Below are 15,949 nucleotides of genomic sequence, written 5' to 3'. Positions count from 1 at the left end.
CAATCGTTTAAAATAAATGATGTGTGAAAAATAAAACTCTTGCTAAAAAATGGAACTGGATGAATATTTTACTTTGATAATATTGTAAAGTACTAAGTTTATAGTTTTCTCAAGAGGATAGTAGGGAAAGGAAGTAAAGACAACTTATGAAAAAAGTAATCGCAGGTTTAGCAGCAGCATCTGTAGTAGGTGTAGCAGTTCCTGGAATGGATTCTGCTCATGCACAAGTTTCAAATGATGCGCTAAAAGAAATTAATGGACAAACTCAAACTCAAACGACTGTAACTGAAACAAAAACGGTAGAAACAACTTCTGAATTAAAATACACAGTAACAGCTGATGTATTAAATGTACGTTCAGGTGCTGGTACAGGACATAACGTTATTTCTAAAGTGAAATCAGGTCAAGTACTTCAAGTAATTGGACAAGAAAACGGTTGGTTCAAAGTTAGTGTAAACGGTCAAACAGGTTATGTAAGTGGGGACTTCGTAACAACTGGTGGCAACAAAGGAACTACTACTACTGTTCAGCAAGGAACAGGTACTTACACAGTAAACGTTTCTTCATTAAACGTACGTACAGGCCCAAGTGCATCTCATACTGTTTTAGGTTCTGTAAATAAAGGAAAAACAGTTCAAGTTGTAGGTGAAGTTCAAGATTGGTTTAAAATTAACTTCAATGGTGGAACTGGATACGTAAGTAAAGACTTCGTAACAAAAGGTGGTTCAGCTGTATCTAACGAAACTCAGCAACCAACTACAAACAACAACAACAATACTACTACAGTTCAAACTGGTGGATCATATGTTGTTAACACAGGTGCTTTAAAAGTACGTACAGGTCCAGCTACATATAACCCTGTAATTGGTGGGGTAACAAACGGTACAGTATTAAACGTTACTGGCGCTGAAAATGGTTGGTATAAAATTAACCATAATGGCCGCACTGGTTACGTAAGTGCAGACTTTGTTAAGTTTGTAAAAGGCGGAGTGAACAATGTAGTTACTGGTGGTAACCAAGGTACGAACCAAGGTACGAACCAAGTACAAAAACCAACAGCACCAACAGGTGGAGATACATCTTCAATCGCTGGATTCGCTAGATCTTTAAATGGTTCACCATACAGAACTGCTGGTACAACACCTGCTGGTTTTGACTGCAGTGGATTCATTCACTACGTATTAAATCAAACTGGTCATAAAGGCGCTCGTCAAACAGTTGCTGGATACTGGAGCTCTAAAACAAAGACTAACAGTCCACAACCAGGTGATTTAGTATACTTCCAAAATACTTATAAATCAGGTCCTTCTCACATGGGCGTTTACTTAGGTAATGGACAGTTCATCAGTGCAGAAACTGACGCAACTGGTGTACGCATTAGCTCTGTAAGCAACTCTTACTGGAGTAAGCACCTATTAGGTTACACAAAAGCATACTAAGAAAAAGTATTTTATATACTTTTCGTATAGAGAAAAGGCTTTCCAGGGAAACTTGGGAAGCCTTTTTCATAGTTGGATAAACTAACAGTATAGTAGTATTTATCCTGCTATTTGCGGGATAATAATCAGCGGGGATGGACAAATCCCCGCTGATTAAAGTTTCACTTTATGTCAATTTTCCATGCAAAAACTTAGCATATAAATCATGAAAATAGTTTGGACGGAATAAGTTTGCTGCATGACCTGCTAATGGAATTTCTTTATATAAAACGTTCGGAAGAATGGACTTCAAATCAAAGAGACAAGATTTATAGAGATGATCATGTTCTCCCATCACCCATAATATAGGATGGGGAAGTGCTTTTAATTTAGATTTTAAGTCGAATTCTAAGCGGTGTCGTAATGACTCAGCAATAATGGACGAGTGTAATTGTAATCCGAAACGGTAATAAATATTTCGTGAAATAACAGCGAACGGATTTGCCCTTAGTATTCCACTTGGAAAAATAGTACTAGCATACTGAGAAAGCCAAGATGAATATTCATCACCACGTTTTTCCCAAAATTTCTGAAAAACATTATATAAACGGGAAGGGTTATTATAATGTCCACCAATATGACAAATACTCAATACTTTTTCTGGATGCATTTGTGCAAATGTCGTAGAGATATAACAGCCATAGCTTAGAGCACAAATATGAGCCTTTTTAATTCCCTCTTTTTCATACAAGTTCAATAATTGATCTACGAGGCGCTGTATTGAAAAGTCGATAGCTTCTCCTTTATCGTCGCCGTGACCTAATAAATCATAAGTTATAATGTTGTAGGAGGCAGAAAATCGTTTATGCTCTTTTTTGAAGGCGCGGCGATTTCCAACTAATCCATGAATAAAAATGATTGTTTCCTTTTCGGAATGTTTATTTGTTTGCAAAAAGGATACTCCTTTCAATGCTGGAGATTTATATAGTGTTTTAAATTAGCTAATTGATAAAATTAGTTATATATTTTCTATGCGTAGTCTATAATTTACATAGAATAATAATAAGTACCAGGTAATAATATCAGATATTTATACTTGTTGTAAAGATGAGTTTATATGTATATTTTGTAAAATTAGAAAAAAGTGTGTTTACATTCAGTTTACATTTATAGCGTATTCTAGTTTTAGAAAGAATAGTTTTGTTTATAACGAGGAGATGAACGACAATGGAAGTTAGGAATACAGAAAAGAAAAAAGGGAATTGGAGGCAGTTTTTACGTCTCATTCAAGATACAAATCCACCGAAAGGCATTCTTATTTTTGCATTAATAATGAGCTTACTTTCTACTGGAGCGAGTTTGTTTATTCCAATGCTGACAAAAGGGTTAGTTGATAATTTTTCACTTTCTTCAATTAGTACGGGACAAATTGTTGGATTAATTGCATTCTTTATTATTCAAACAATTGCTGCGGGATTGTCTATTTATTTACTGAATTATATTGGACAAAAAATTGTGGCTGGACTTAGGGAACGATTGTGGAAAAAGGTACTTATTTTACCAGTGTCTTATTATGATCAAAACAGAACGGGAGATACAATTAGTCGTATGACAAATGATACAGGTGTTGTTAAAACATTAATTTCTGAGCATTTGTCAAACTTATTAACAGGCGGTATCTCAATTATTGGGTCATTAATTGTATTATTTGTTTTAGACTGGAAAATGACAATTTTACTTTTAACGGTTATTCCATTATCGGTACTAATTTTAGTTCCACTTGGACGGAAAATGTATAAGATTTCAAAAGCACTTCAAGATGAAACGGCTTCTTTTACTAGTGTATTAACACAAGTACTATCAGAAATTCGTTTAGTAAAATCTTCAAATACGGAAAAAAAAGAATATGAAACAGGTAATACAGGTATCCAAAAATTATTGCAATTTGGTTTGAAAGAAGGAAAAGTACAAGCATTAATTTCACCTGTTATGTCGTTTGTTTTAATGGCATTGCTTGTTATTATCGTAGGGTATGGTGGAATGCGAGTTTCTAGTGGTGCATTAACAACAGGTGAACTTGTAGCATTTATTTTGTATTTGGTTCAAATTATTATGCCAATGAGTCAGTTATCAATGTTCTTTACTCAGTTCCAAAAAGCAATTGGTGCAACCGAAAGAATTAATACGATTTTAGAATATGAAGTAGAAGATCATGAAACAGGTATGAATGTTACAAATGCGAAGCAGCCAATCGTTATTGAAAATGTACATTTTGAGTATAACGAAGAAGAGAAAATCTTGAAAAATATCGACTTCACGATTGAATCTGGAAAAGTAACGGCGATTGTAGGACCAAGTGGTAGCGGAAAAACAACTTTATTCTCGCTGTTAGAACGTTTTTATGAGCCAACTAGTGGTTTCATAAAATTAGGGAAAGAACCAATTACAGCATATTCATTACAATCATGGCGACGTCAAATTGGTTACGTTTCACAAGATAGTCCGTTAATTGATGGAACGATTCGCGATAATATTTGCTACGGTGTTGAGGGTGAAGTGACGGATGAAGAAATTGAAAAAGTAGCAGCGATGGCGTATGTTGATGCGTTTATTCATGATTTACCAAGTGGATACGCAACAGAAGTTGGAGAGCGTGGTGTGAAGCTTTCTGGAGGGCAAAGACAACGAATTGCGATTGCTCGAGCGTTACTACGAAACCCGCAAATCCTTATGTTAGATGAAGCGACGTCAAGTCTTGATAGTAAATCGGAATCGGTTGTTCAGAAGGCGTTAAATAACTTAATGAAAGGTAGAACAACTTTAGTTATTGCGCATAGACTTTCTACTGTTGTAGATGCAGATAAAATTATCTTTATTGAAAAAGGGAATCTTACAGGAAGTGGCTCACATGATGAGTTATTACGGACACATGACATGTACCGTGAATTTGCAATGCAACAATTGAAAATTAAAGAAGGAGCATTATAGAATGAAAACAATCAGTGAAGGGGCACTTCACTGATTGTTGATTTTAGAGTGCTAAAAAGTATGTTAAGCAGAAAGGATATGATTCCTTGATACCCAAAATTTTAATTGTAGATGATGATCCGCACATTAGAGAACTTGTTTCTGTATTTTTGGAACGAGAAGGTTTTCAAACATATGAGGCCGTTGATGGATTAGATGCTCTTCGAAAAATAGAAGAAGTGAGAGTCGAAATGGCGATTATTGATATTATGATGCCAAATATGGATGGGTTTGATTTATGTTATGAATTAAGAAAATACTATGATATCCCAATTCTTATGCTGACTGCTAAAGGTGAAACATCTCAAAAAGTAAAAGGATTTCACCTCGGAACAGATGATTATCTTGTAAAACCATTTGATCCTTTAGAATTAGTTGTGAGAGTGAAGGCATTATTGAAACGTTACCAAATTACAGTATCGCAATCTATTCAAGTTGGGAATGTACTGTTAAATCGTAAAACATTTGAAGTTAACGTTGGAGAACAAACGGTGACGCTGCCGCTAAAAGAATTTGAGTTGCTCTTTACATTAGGATCTAAAGCGGGGAGAACTTGTTCAAGAGAGCAATTAATAGAAGACGTATGGGGATATGATTTTGAAGGGAATGAACGCACGCTAGACGTTCATATTAATCGGTTGCGTGAAAAGTTTCAAGAAGAGCTATCAAAGTTTAGTATAAGGACGATAAGGGGCTTAGGGTATCGCTTAGAGGTAAGTAAATGAGAAAAAGAGAAAGAATGAGTAAGATGAAGATGTTAAAAGTAATAGGGGCGATAGTAGCGCTCTTTGCTTTTCTTACTATAATTTGGTCAATAGCCTTTTTTGTATCGTCTAGTGTAATGAAAGCTTTTGAAATAAACGTATCGCCTTTTATTACTTTTCTAATTAGTGATATGGTCGGCTTTGTTTTTATCGTTCTTATTTGGACATTAATCGGAATTTTAATGAGACCGAAGCGAGAGGCGATGATTTGGACGATCATTGAACCGATACAAAAAATTGCAAAAGGGGACTTCTCTGTAAAAATACGGAATGAAGAAAAATATGATGGCGAAATTGGTGTGCTTGTAAAAAGTATTAACGATATGACGGATGAACTTAATGCAATGGAGAAAATGAGACAAGAATTTGTATCGAATGTTTCTCATGAAATACAGTCGCCATTAACATCTATTAAGGGATTTGCTCGAGCGCTACAAGATGATAATCTACCAGTTGAAAAAAGAAAACATTATCTTACTATTATTGAAACTGAAACAACGCGATTATCTAAATTGAGTCAAAATTTATTGAAGCTAACACTTTTAGAGTCAGAGGAGTATTCACCAGAAAGAGCTCCTTATCGATTAGATCAACAGTTGAAACAAATTGTGTTAAATAGTGAGCCTCTTTGGGATGAAAAAGGACTTGAGCTAGATCTTGATATGGATAAAGTGTGTGTTACTGCAGACAAAGAAAGTATGAGCCAAGTATGGATTAATTTAATTCATAACAGTATTAAATTCACACCAAATGGTGGCACGATTACAATTCATTTAAAAGAACATAAGGAATTCCTGGAAGTAAGTATTCATGATACGGGAATTGGTATATCCGAAGAACAGAAACAACATATTTTTGAACGTTTTTATAAAGCGGATTCTTCACGAAACCGTGCTTATGGAGGAAGTGGATTAGGTCTAGCAATTGTAAAAAAAGTACTCGACCTTCATCAAGGAAAAATAAAAGTTGAGAGTGTAGAAGGAAATGGTACAGAATTTATTGTGCGTATTCCAAATCATGAAGAAAAATGCATTTACCATTACTATAGTTACCTATAAGTAACCTACGCACATAAAAGTGCATCATTGCCTTTTTACATAAACATAGATACACTTTTAATATAATAAACAACTGAGAAGATTAAGGAGTGTTACACTTGGCAGAATTATTACAAGGAAAAAATGCTTTAATTACAGGAGCAGGTAGAGGGATTGGTCGCGCTGTAGCGATCGCATTAGCGAAAGAAGGCGTAAATGTTGGTCTTTTAGCTCGTTCAGAAGAAAACTTAAAAGCAGTTGCGAAAGAAGTAGAAGCAGAAGGCGTAAAAGCTGTTATTGCGACTGCTGACGTATCTTCATATGAAGAGGTAACTACTGCAATTGAAACATTAAAAAACGGTTTAGGATCTATCGATATTTTAATTAATAACGCTGGTATTTCTAAATTCGGTAAGTTTTTAGAATTAGACGTTGCTGATTGGGAAAAAATCATTCAAGTAAACTTAATGGGTGTATACTATGCAACTCGTGCAGCTTTACCAAGTATGATTGAACAACAATCTGGTGATATTATTAATATTTCATCTACAGCAGGACAAAAAGGTGCACCTGTAACAAGTGCATATAGTGCTTCTAAATTTGGTGTTCTTGGTTTAACAGAATCGTTAGCGATGGAAGTTCGTAAACATAATATCCGTGTAACAGCTTTAACACCAAGTACAGTAGCAACTGACATGGCTGTAGACTTAGGATTAACTGATGGAAATCCTGATAAAGTAATGCAAGCGGAAGATATTGCAGAGTTTATCGTAGCGCAGCTGAAATTAAATAAACGTACATTTATTAAATCAGCAGGACTTTGGTCTACTAATCCGTAAGGGATAAATATAAAATACAAAGAAGGGACATCTATTCTGTAATGGAGTGGGTGTCCCTTCTTTATTTTTTGTGTATGAAACGGAATTTTCGGTATAATTAAATTTGAATGGTAGATAAGTATTAAAAACTTGAAGGGGATGGTATTTCCATGAGTACGATTGAGAAATGGACGGCTGTTGATCAATATATGAGTGATGTATTAATACCGAAAGACTCTACATTAGAAGAAGTTCTTCAAGCAAACGCTGCAGCTAATTTACCGGCACATGATGTATCGCCAACTCAAGGGAAGTTTTTACAACTATTAGTACAAATTCAAGGAGCGCGTAACATTTTAGAGATTGGCACTCTAGGCGGATATAGTACAATATGGCTTGCAAGAGCATTGCCATCTGGAGGGCGAATTGTTACATTAGAAGCAAGTGAAAAGCATGCTGAAATTGCACGGAGCAATATTGAGCGTGCCAATTTGAATGATAAAATTGAAATACGATTAGGATTAGCGTTAGATTCTTTAAAACAAATAGAAAATGAGAAGTATGAACCATTTGATTTTATTTTCATAGATGCGGATAAACAAAATAACCCTGCTTATTTTGAATGGGCACTGAAACTATCACGCCCTGGTACTGTAATTATTGGGGATAACGTAGTACGTGAAGGTGAAGTTATTGATAATATTAGTAGGGATCCTCGTGTACAAGGGATACGCCATTTCTATGAGCTAATAGCTGCTGAGCCGCGTGTAAGTGCTACTGCGCTTCAAACTGTAGGAAGTAAAGGGTACGATGGGTTTGTAATGGCAGTCGTAACAGAGTAATGTAAGGAGGAAAAAGGGATGAAAAAGAAGTTTCAAAAATTATAACGTGTATCTTGTACAACGAATTTAGCTCGTGGACCTCCAATTTACATAGCTTTATATTATATATTAAAAACTTGGAGGCTATAAGAAGATGAGAACTGAAAAAGAAATGTTAGACTTAATTATAAATACAGCAAAAGAGGATGAAAGAATTCGAGCTGTCATCATGAATGGGTCACGTGTGAATCCAAATGTGAAAAAAGATTGTTTTCAAGACTATGATATTATTTATGTTGTAAAAGATATACAATCTTTTACGTGTAATCATAGTTGGATTAATAGATTTGGAGAAATAATGATTGTGCAAATGCCGGAAGAAATGTCGTTACTTCCAGCTGATAAAGACGGGAAATTTCCGTATTTAATGCAGTTCATGGATGGGAATCGAATTGATTTAATGCTAGTTCCAGTTGATTTAATAAATAAATTTATTGGACAGGATAGTTTAAGTAAATTACTACTGGATAAAGACAAATGTATTGGAGAATTTCCGCCAGCAAGTGATAAAGATTACGTTATAAAAAATCCTACAGAAAAAGAGTTTTTGGATTGCTGTAATGAATTTTGGTGGTGCAGTACAAATGTAGGAAAAGGATTGTGGCGCGAGGAACTTTCTTATGCGAAAGGAATGCTTGAAGGCCCAATGCGTGATATGTTAATCGTAATGCTAGAATGGCATATTGGTATGAAAACAAATTTTACAGTGAATACCGGAAAGTTTGGTAAGCATTTCGAGCAATATGTTGAAAAAGATACGTGGGAGCAATTTAGAAAGACATTTTCAAATGCAGAATATGAAAATATATGGGAGTCATTCTTTGTAATGGGTGATTTATTTAGGGAAGTTGCGAACGAAATTGCTAACACATATGGATATCAATACCCGCAAGATGATGATGACAAAGTGACAAGCTATTTAAAACATGTGAAAGTTTTGCCGAAAGATAGTACATCGATTTATCCCGCATAAACGGGCAGTAAAACCCCCACTGATTAAAGTTTCACTTTATTAATTGTATAAAGCAGTAAGACTGTCCTAATTACGGACAGTCTTATTTTTGTTCATGAATAAGAATTTCTCTAACAAAGTACAGATGAATCACATATGAAATTTTAGGGAGGTTTTTATCATGTATTATTTTTACGCACCAGAAATGTTCGTTCCATTTCATTGGGGACTAGAACGAAATGTTTCGTATGCTTATATGCCATATCATTCATTTTATTATGGAAACTATATAGACGCAGTGCCGTATGTATTAAATGTTCCGCAAAATGATCAAGTCAAAGTGAAGGAAGAGAATCGGGGGTCATGGACACCTTTTTCATGGGTTGAAAAATATGCGTATGCATTTTCAGGACCATACAATAAAGCGGAAGTAGCTCTTACATTTGATGATGGACCAGATTTAGTATTTACGCCAAAAATTTTAGATAAGTTAAAACAATATAATGTAAAAGCTACTTTTTTCTTACTTGGTGAAAATGCAGAAAAGTTTCCGAATGTAGTAAAGCGTATCGCGAATGAAGGGCATGTAATTGGTAACCATACGTATAATCATCCGAATTTAGCGAAAGTAAATGAGGCTGAATACCGTAATCAAATTATAAAAACGGAAGAAATATTAAATCATTTAGCTGGTTATGCACCGAAGTTTATACGTCCACCATACGGTGAAATACTTGAAAATCAATTGAAGTGGGCGACAGAGCAAAATTTTATGATTGTACAGTGGAGTGTTGATACAGTTGATTGGAAAGGGGTAAGTGCTGATACGATTACAAATAATGTGCTAGGGAATTCATTTCCAGGAAGTGTCATACTTCAACATTCGACTCCAGGTGGACATTTGCAAGGATCTGTCGATGCACTAGACAAAATCATTCCGCAGTTAAAAACGAAAGGGGCACGTTTTGTAACACTTCCAAGTATGTTCCAGACATCTAAAGAGAGAAAATAAAAATGTTAATAATTGGGATTTTAAGAGTTGTATAGTATAATGAAGGTGTAAGTTAGGGGGGATATAATTGATGGATGCACTAGTAAACATAGGAATGAGCATATTGATTGGTATTATATTTATACTTGCGGCACTTATTCTTCAAAAAAATCCACCGACGGATATTAACGCAGCATATGGTTACCGTACGAAACGGTCTATGAAAAATAAGGAATTATGGGATGCAGGTAACAAGTATAGTGCAGAAGTGATGAAACAAAATGGATTCATTATGATGTTAATTGGAAGTGTTATTAGTATACTGTTTAGATATCCACATACAATGATAGCGATTATGATTGTTATGCTGTTGTTAATTATACGATTATTTATACGAGTAGAGAAAAAATTAAAGATACTTGAGCAATAAAAAATAAGACTCCCGAATAAAGTAAGCTGGGAGTCCTATTTTTTTATAAACTATTTTTGTTTAGCGATTCTTGTCCTTGCACTATAACAAATTCATAGTATTCAAGATCATAAGGATAAATATCTTCAAATGTTATCGTTATCGGATTATTGTTTAAAACAGAATTAGTCGTTAAAGATAAAATCTCTCTTCTTAATAGTTGTAGAAAAGAAGTCGCATGTACTTTCATCACATCGTCTACTTCTTCACCTGGTGCAAATGGAAGTGGTTTTATTACATTGTGGAAATACATATGACAAAACTCACGATCAGTAAGGCTTGAAATTTCATAATCTATTTTATAGATTCCTTTGTATGTTAAATCATTCGTTTGGAAGGAAAGACCCAGTTCTTCCTCAATTTCACGTAGACCGCCAATTAGTACATCTTCATCATGCATAATATGTCCGGCGGATGTAATATCCCATATACCCGGAGCTTCTTTTTTATTATTAGAGCGTAATTGGAAATATAAGAACATATCCTCAGCATCTTTTTCTATAAACCAGCAATGAAATGTTTCGTGCCAATCACCGTCACGATGCACGTCATCACGTAATTTCTTTCCAAGTGTATTTCCTTCAGCATCAAATATTGTTAACCACTCTGTCATTTTAATTCCCCTTTCTGCAAATTTTATTATACAATATTTGTATTGAATTTTGGGAAAATAAAGAAAAAGGAGTGATTATTAGTGAAGATAGAGAATAAGGAAATAAAATCAATAATTTCAACTGAGGAAGAATTACGACAAATATTGGGGCAACCAAGTGAACGGGCTTTGAAAAAAGTTATTTCATCACTTGATCACCATTGTGTAGATTTCCTGTCTAAATCGCCTTTTCTAGTATTATCTACTGCAAATAAATTCGGAGAGTGTGATGCTTCGCCGAGGGGAGACGCACCTGGATTTGTATATGTATTAAATGAAAATAAAATTATCATCCCAGAAAGACCGGGTAATCGTCGTATAGACTCTATTTTAAATATAATTTCAAATTCGCACGTAGGGTTAATCTTTTTTATTCCGGGTCTTGGGGAAACACTCCGAATAAACGGTAAAGCATATATTACGAACGATGAAGAAATTTTGAAAGAAATGCAGGCGAATGGACGCAATCCGTTACTTGGAATTGTTGTTGAAATAGAAGAATGCTATATTCATTGTGCAAAAGCTTTTATTCGTTCAAAAATGTGGGATCCAGAGTCATGGTTAAATAAAACAGAGCTACCTTCAGCACCGAAAATGTTAATGGAGCATGCGAAAGTGAATGCTTCAGAAGAGGAAGTTGCACGTTCTTTAGAAGAAAGTTATAGGGAAAGATTGTATTAAAAATTATTTTTTAAATATAGTGTTGAAGTATGAAACTCTAAACGTTTTAGAGTGAGACTTTAACTATGAATATTGTTAATTTGTATGTGATGAATATATGTGCAAGAGAATAAATCTGTATTAGATGATTTGTTATTTTAAAATATAATTATTCATATTCTTAAAAATTGTGAAGAAAAATAGGCTTGCTTTTTAAAAAGTTGATAACTATAATAAGTTAACAAATAGACATGAACGAAAAAGTAACGATAAGGACATGAGATGATTTTTACGGTTTACAGAGAGGGAAGACAAGGCTGTGAGCTTCCTAACACGAAAAATGATCTTACCACCTTTGAACTTCAATAGTGAACGAGTAATCTAGTAATTATTGACGGTATCAGCCGTTATCTGAACTTGAGCAATCTAGAAGAAAGTAAGTCTAGGTTGGAACAAGGGTGGAACCACGAAAACACATTCGTCCCTTTCCTAGGGATGAGTGTGTTTTTTTTATAGTTTTTAAGATTGAAAATTTAAAATAATTAAAAAATAGTATTGATTTTGTTTTTTATGCGAGTATAATGAGTTAACAAATAAACATGAGCGAAAAAGTAACGATAAGGACATGAGAACATTTTTACGGTTTACAGAGAGGGAGGCCAAGGCTGTGAGCTTCCTAACACGAGAAATGATCTTACCACCTTTGAACTTCAATAGTGAACGAGCAATCTAGTAATTATTGACGGTATCAGCCGTTATCTGAACTTGAGCAATCTAGAAGAAAGTAAGTCTAGGTTGGAACAAGGGTGGAACCACGAAAACACATTCGTCCCTTTCCTAGGGATGAGTGTGTTTTTTTATTACTTTGAAAGGAGGTGCGGTAACATGAAACGATTAGTACGTACGGAAATAACCACCACCTGCATGATTAAAAAGCAGAGTAAGGTGATTCACAGGTGTAACAATTAAACTATTTAGGAGGAGATTAGAAAATGAATAATGTTATTAATGTTGGGGTATTAGGGTTAGGTACTGTCGGAAGTGGTGTTGTCCATATTTTGAAAGAACATTATAAAAAAATCACTCTTGATACAGGATATGAAGTAAAGGTAAAGACAGTCGTTGTACGTGATTTGGAAAAGGAACGTGATGTTTGCATTGATGGAATCGTAGTAACAAGTAATGTCGATGAAGTTCTAAATGATTCAAATATTGATATTGTAGTAGAGGTAATGGGCGGAATTGAAGAAGCGAAAGAGCATATTGTGAAGGCTTTGCAAAGTAAGAAACATGTCGTAACAGCAAATAAAGATTTAATGGCTGTATATGGTGCGGAGCTTCTGCAACTGGCAAATAAAAATGAATGTGACCTATGTTACGAAGCGAGTGTAGCCGGTGGGATTCCAATATTAAGAGGATTATCAGACGGGCTAGCTTCAGATCAAATTGAAAAAATAATGGGAATCGTAAATGGAACAACAAATTATATGTTAACAAAGATGAGTCAAAATGGATGGTCGTATGAAGAGGCTTTACAGGAAGCGCAAAAATTAGGGTTTGCAGAATCAGATCCGACAGCGGATGTAGATGGACTAGACGCTGCGAGAAAGGTAGCAATTCTTGCAAACTTAGGTTTTTCGATGAATGTTTCTTTAGATGATGTTCAAGTTAGAGGTATTCGAAAGGTTGAAAAAGAAGATTTAGAGATGGCCGAAAAATTGGGATTTACAATGAAATTAATTGGTAAAGCTGAAAAACAAGGATCATCCATTCACTTAAGTGTAGAACCGACTTTATTACCACGTCATCATCCGCTATCGAATGTGAATAATGAATTTAATGCGGTGTATGTTCACGGTCAAGCAGTAGGGGAAGTGATGTTTTACGGACCTGGAGCTGGGAAGTTACCAACTGGTTCTGCTGTAGTAAGTGATATTATTTCAATCGTTAAAAATATGAATCAAGTTCCGAAAAATAAAAGTGCGTTAAAAGAACCAGAGCCTTACGAATTACAAGGAGATGAAGAAGTAGTTTCGAAATATTTCTTACGTATTTCATTACGAGATGAGCCTGGAATGTTTAAGAAAATAACAGAATGTTTCGTTGATTATTCTGTGAGTTTAAAAGAGGTAATTCAATTACCTTTGAATCGTGAGCTTGCAGAAGTCGTTGTTGTGACGCATCGAACTTCAAAATATCAATTCGAACAAGTTTTAGGGGCGATAGAAGATGTCGCAAGTGAAATAAACAGTTACTACATTATTGAGGAGGAAAAACAATATGTATAAAGGACTATTAAAACAGTATGCTTCTTATTTACCAGTGAATGAAAACACACCTGATGTCAGCTTAATGGAAGGGAATACACCTCTGATTCCATTATTAAATATATCAAAGCAATTAGGAATTCAGTTATACGGGAAATATGAAGGAGCGAATCCAACAGGTTCTTTTAAAGACCGTGGCATGGTAATGGCAGTTGCAAAGGCGAAAGAAGAAGGGGCAGAGGCAATTATTTGTGCATCTACAGGTAATACATCGGCATCAGCTGCCGCATATGCGGCACGCCTCGGAATGAAATGTATTATCGTAATACCAGAAGGAAAGATTGCGCATGGGAAATTAGCGCAAGCAGTTGCTTATGGAGCGGAGATCATTTCAATAGAAGGGAATTTCGATGATGCACTTAAGGCTGTAAGAAATATTGCTGCAGAAGAGCCGATTACATTAGTAAACTCAGTAAATCCTTACCGAATTGAAGGGCAAAAAACAGCGGCAATTGAAATTTGTGACCAGTTGCAAAACGCACCAGATGTTCTAGCTATCCCTGTTGGAAATGCTGGGAATATTACAGCATATTGGAAAGGGTTCTGTGAATACGAGAAAGAAAAAGGCTATAAGAAGCCCAGAATTCACGGCTTTGAAGCGGAAGGAGCGGCGGCAATTGTAAAAGGACATGTCATTGAGGCACCTGAAACGATTGCAACAGCGATTCGCATCGGTAATCCGGCAAGTTGGTCGTATGCAGTAGAGGCTGCCGAACAGTCTAATGGTGAAATAGATATGGTGTCAGATGAGGAGATTTTACATGCGTATAGATTGTTAGCAAAAACTGAAGGAGTTTTCGCAGAGCCAGGATCAAATGCTTCATTAGCGGGCGTAATTAAACATGTTCAATCTGGAAAAATCAAAAAAGGCGAAACAGTTGTTGCAGTTTTAACTGGAAATGGTTTAAAAGATCCTGATATCGCAATTTCTTCTAATAAATTTGATATTGCAAGTGTGTCAAATGATATAGAACAAATTAAAGATCATATTAAAGGGGTGATTATGTCGTGATACCATTAAGAGTTCGTGTTCCTGCTAGTACAGCGAATGTTGGACCAGGATTTGATTCTGTTGGAATAGCTTTGTCATTATATTTAGAAGTAAGTGTAAAGGAAGAAGCTGATAAGTGGCAAGTGATACATTCTTTTGACGATTCAATTCCAAAAGACGATAAAAATTTAATTGTTAGCACGGCATGTAAAGTATGTCCTTCTTTATCACCCCATATAATAGAAGTTACTAGTAATATTCCGCTGACAAGAGGGCTAGGAAGTAGCGCATCAGCGATTGTAGCAGGAATAGAGCTTGCGAATCAACTTGGAAATTTATATTTAACAACTGATCAAAAGGTTCAAATTGCTACAAACTTTGAAGGACATCCAGATAATGTCGCTGCTTCTATTTTAGGTGGAACTGTAATCGGAGCACTTGATGGAAAAAATGTTTCGGTTGTAAGGGTTGAAAGTAAGGAATTAGGCGTAATTTCTCTTATTCCGAATGAAGAGCTAAATACGGATGAAAGTCGATCTGTATTACCAGAGATGTTTCCGTTTCATGAAGCGGTTAAGGCTAGTGCGATAAGTAACGTATTAGTAGCTGCGTTATGTCAAAAGAAGTGGGAAGTTGTAGGTGAAATGATGGAAAGAGATCATTTCCACGAGCCATATCGTTTAGAACTTGTACCGTTATTACCATCAATTCGTAAATGTGCAAAAGAATTCGGAGCATATGGAACAGCGCTTAGTGGTGCGGGACCATCCATTTTTATTTTAACTCCGTACGAGAAGCGTAAAGAAATAGCTGACCAATTAGCGAGAGTATTTGCAGCTATGAAAGTATGTGAGCTTGAAATTGATCATAAAGGGATTACTGTAAATAAGGAAGAACATATTGGATTATAAAGAAAGCTAGCATCGCTAGCTTTCTTTACGTTATGGAGAATCTATTTTAAA

General features: G+C 35.3%; 15 protein-coding genes and 2 other annotated features. Of the genes, 13 read left to right on the top strand and 2 right to left on the bottom strand.

Annotation, left to right across the window (positions count from 1 at the left end; translation table 11 throughout):
* Nucleotides 1-146 precede the first annotated feature (146 nt).
* Nucleotides 147-1,439: an enterotoxin EntFM gene (entFM, locus tag SB773_RS00190; RefSeq protein WP_002012346.1), complete on the top strand. Its 1,293-nt coding sequence runs from the start codon at nt 147-149 to the stop codon at nt 1,437-1,439.
* A gap of 166 nt (nt 1,440-1,605) precedes the next feature.
* On the opposite strand, the gene SB773_RS00185 is transcribed toward entFM, so the two are convergent.
* Nucleotides 1,606-2,370 carry an alpha/beta fold hydrolase gene (locus SB773_RS00185; RefSeq protein ID WP_002086164.1) on the bottom strand — a complete coding sequence of 255 codons (765 nt, stop codon included), beginning with the start codon at nt 2,368-2,370 and terminating at the stop codon, nt 1,606-1,608.
* A gap of 275 nt (nt 2,371-2,645) precedes the next feature.
* Here SB773_RS00185 and SB773_RS00180 point away from each other — a divergent pair, with 275 nt between their 5' ends.
* From SB773_RS00180 to SB773_RS00145, 8 genes are all read left to right on the top strand, one after another.
* The gene (locus SB773_RS00180) at nt 2,646-4,406 is read left to right on the top strand and encodes an ABC transporter ATP-binding protein (protein ID WP_002031356.1); all 1,761 of its coding nucleotides are present in this window, start codon (nt 2,646-2,648) and stop codon (nt 4,404-4,406) included.
* Between the two features lie 86 nt (nt 4,407-4,492).
* Nucleotides 4,493-5,170, top strand: coding sequence for an envelope stress response regulator transcription factor HitR (hitR, locus tag SB773_RS00175; protein ID WP_002126920.1), 678 nt, complete (start codon nt 4,493-4,495; stop codon nt 5,168-5,170).
* On the top strand, nt 5,167-6,267 hold the full coding sequence (gene hitS, locus SB773_RS00170; RefSeq protein WP_410588083.1) for an envelope stress sensor histidine kinase HitS: 1,101 nt from the start codon (nt 5,167-5,169) through the stop codon (nt 6,265-6,267). The genes hitR and hitS overlap by 4 nt, the downstream gene beginning before the upstream one ends.
* Before the next feature lie 98 nt (nt 6,268-6,365).
* Nucleotides 6,366-7,085 (top strand): 3-ketoacyl-ACP reductase, encoded by a 720-nt coding sequence (locus SB773_RS00165; RefSeq protein ID WP_000818985.1) that lies wholly within the window; start codon nt 6,366-6,368, stop codon nt 7,083-7,085.
* A gap of 149 nt (nt 7,086-7,234) precedes the next feature.
* Nucleotides 7,235-7,906, top strand: a complete 672-nt coding sequence (locus tag SB773_RS00160; RefSeq protein ID WP_410588081.1) for an O-methyltransferase — start codon at nt 7,235-7,237, stop codon at nt 7,904-7,906.
* A gap of 133 nt (nt 7,907-8,039) precedes the next feature.
* Nucleotides 8,040-8,918 carry an aminoglycoside 6-adenylyltransferase gene (locus SB773_RS00155; RefSeq protein WP_002168604.1) on the top strand — a complete coding sequence of 293 codons (879 nt, stop codon included), beginning with the start codon at nt 8,040-8,042 and terminating at the stop codon, nt 8,916-8,918.
* 160 nt (nt 8,919-9,078) lie between these two features.
* Nucleotides 9,079-9,909 (top strand): peptidoglycan-N-acetylglucosamine deacetylase, encoded by an 831-nt coding sequence (locus tag SB773_RS00150; RefSeq protein WP_002031366.1) that lies wholly within the window; start codon nt 9,079-9,081, stop codon nt 9,907-9,909.
* A 70-nt stretch (nt 9,910-9,979) separates the two neighbouring features.
* Complete coding sequence (locus tag SB773_RS00145; protein WP_002012358.1) at nt 9,980-10,318, top strand: SdpI family protein; 339 nt, start codon at nt 9,980-9,982, stop codon at nt 10,316-10,318.
* Between the two features lie 43 nt (nt 10,319-10,361).
* Here SB773_RS00145 and SB773_RS00140 read toward each other — a convergent pair whose 3' ends face one another.
* Nucleotides 10,362-10,970 (bottom strand): NUDIX hydrolase, encoded by a 609-nt coding sequence (locus tag SB773_RS00140; protein WP_410588078.1) that lies wholly within the window; start codon nt 10,968-10,970, stop codon nt 10,362-10,364.
* 81 nt (nt 10,971-11,051) lie between these two features.
* On the opposite strand from SB773_RS00140, the gene SB773_RS00135 reads away from it, so the two are divergent.
* The 4 genes from SB773_RS00135 to thrB all read left to right on the top strand — a co-directional run bounded on the left by SB773_RS00135 (nt 11,052) and on the right by thrB (nt 15,898).
* Nucleotides 11,052-11,690: a pyridoxamine 5'-phosphate oxidase family protein gene (locus tag SB773_RS00135; protein ID WP_002012360.1), complete on the top strand. Its 639-nt coding sequence runs from the start codon at nt 11,052-11,054 to the stop codon at nt 11,688-11,690.
* Nucleotides 11,691-11,926: 236 nt separating this feature from the next.
* Nucleotides 11,927-12,158 (top strand) — a binding site (T-box leader).
* A 116-nt stretch (nt 12,159-12,274) separates the two neighbouring features.
* Nucleotides 12,275-12,506, top strand: a binding site (T-box leader).
* A 155-nt stretch (nt 12,507-12,661) separates the two neighbouring features.
* Nucleotides 12,662-13,957, top strand: a complete 1,296-nt coding sequence (locus tag SB773_RS00130; RefSeq protein ID WP_410588075.1) for a homoserine dehydrogenase — start codon at nt 12,662-12,664, stop codon at nt 13,955-13,957.
* Nucleotides 13,950-15,008 (top strand): threonine synthase, encoded by a 1,059-nt coding sequence (thrC, locus tag SB773_RS00125; protein WP_410588073.1) that lies wholly within the window; start codon nt 13,950-13,952, stop codon nt 15,006-15,008. The genes SB773_RS00130 and thrC overlap by 8 nt, the downstream gene beginning before the upstream one ends.
* Complete coding sequence (gene thrB, locus SB773_RS00120; protein ID WP_410588071.1) at nt 15,005-15,898, top strand: homoserine kinase; 894 nt, start codon at nt 15,005-15,007, stop codon at nt 15,896-15,898. The genes thrC and thrB overlap by 4 nt, the downstream gene beginning before the upstream one ends.
* The last annotated feature ends 51 nt before the right edge of the window (nt 15,899-15,949 follow it).

The organism is Bacillus sp. SIMBA_074, from assembly GCF_046534555.1.
In the GTDB taxonomy this organism is placed as follows: Bacteria; Bacillota; Bacilli; order Bacillales; family Bacillaceae_G; genus Bacillus_A; species Bacillus_A mycoides.
The sequence above is the reverse complement of the archived record's forward strand: the minus strand, read 5'-3'. Positions and strand labels throughout refer to the sequence as shown.

Coding starts and splice junctions, on each gene's coding strand:
- entFM (WP_002012346.1), top strand. CDS start 147: ATGAAAAAAGTAATCGCAGGTTTAGCAGCAGCATCTGTAGTAGGTGTA.
- SB773_RS00180 (WP_002031356.1), top strand. CDS start 2,646: ATGGAAGTTAGGAATACAGAAAAGAAAAAAGGGAATTGGAGGCAGTTT.
- hitS (WP_410588083.1), top strand. CDS start 5,167: ATGAGAAAAAGAGAAAGAATGAGTAAGATGAAGATGTTAAAAGTAATA.
- SB773_RS00160 (WP_410588081.1), top strand. CDS start 7,235: ATGAGTACGATTGAGAAATGGACGGCTGTTGATCAATATATGAGTGAT.
- SB773_RS00155 (WP_002168604.1), top strand. CDS start 8,040: ATGAGAACTGAAAAAGAAATGTTAGACTTAATTATAAATACAGCAAAA.
- SB773_RS00150 (WP_002031366.1), top strand. CDS start 9,079: ATGTATTATTTTTACGCACCAGAAATGTTCGTTCCATTTCATTGGGGA.
- SB773_RS00145 (WP_002012358.1), top strand. CDS start 9,980: ATGGATGCACTAGTAAACATAGGAATGAGCATATTGATTGGTATTATA.
- SB773_RS00140 (WP_410588078.1), bottom strand. CDS start 10,970: ATGACAGAGTGGTTAACAATATTTGATGCTGAAGGAAATACACTTGGA.
- SB773_RS00130 (WP_410588075.1), top strand. CDS start 12,662: ATGAATAATGTTATTAATGTTGGGGTATTAGGGTTAGGTACTGTCGGA.
- thrC (WP_410588073.1), top strand. CDS start 13,950: ATGTATAAAGGACTATTAAAACAGTATGCTTCTTATTTACCAGTGAAT.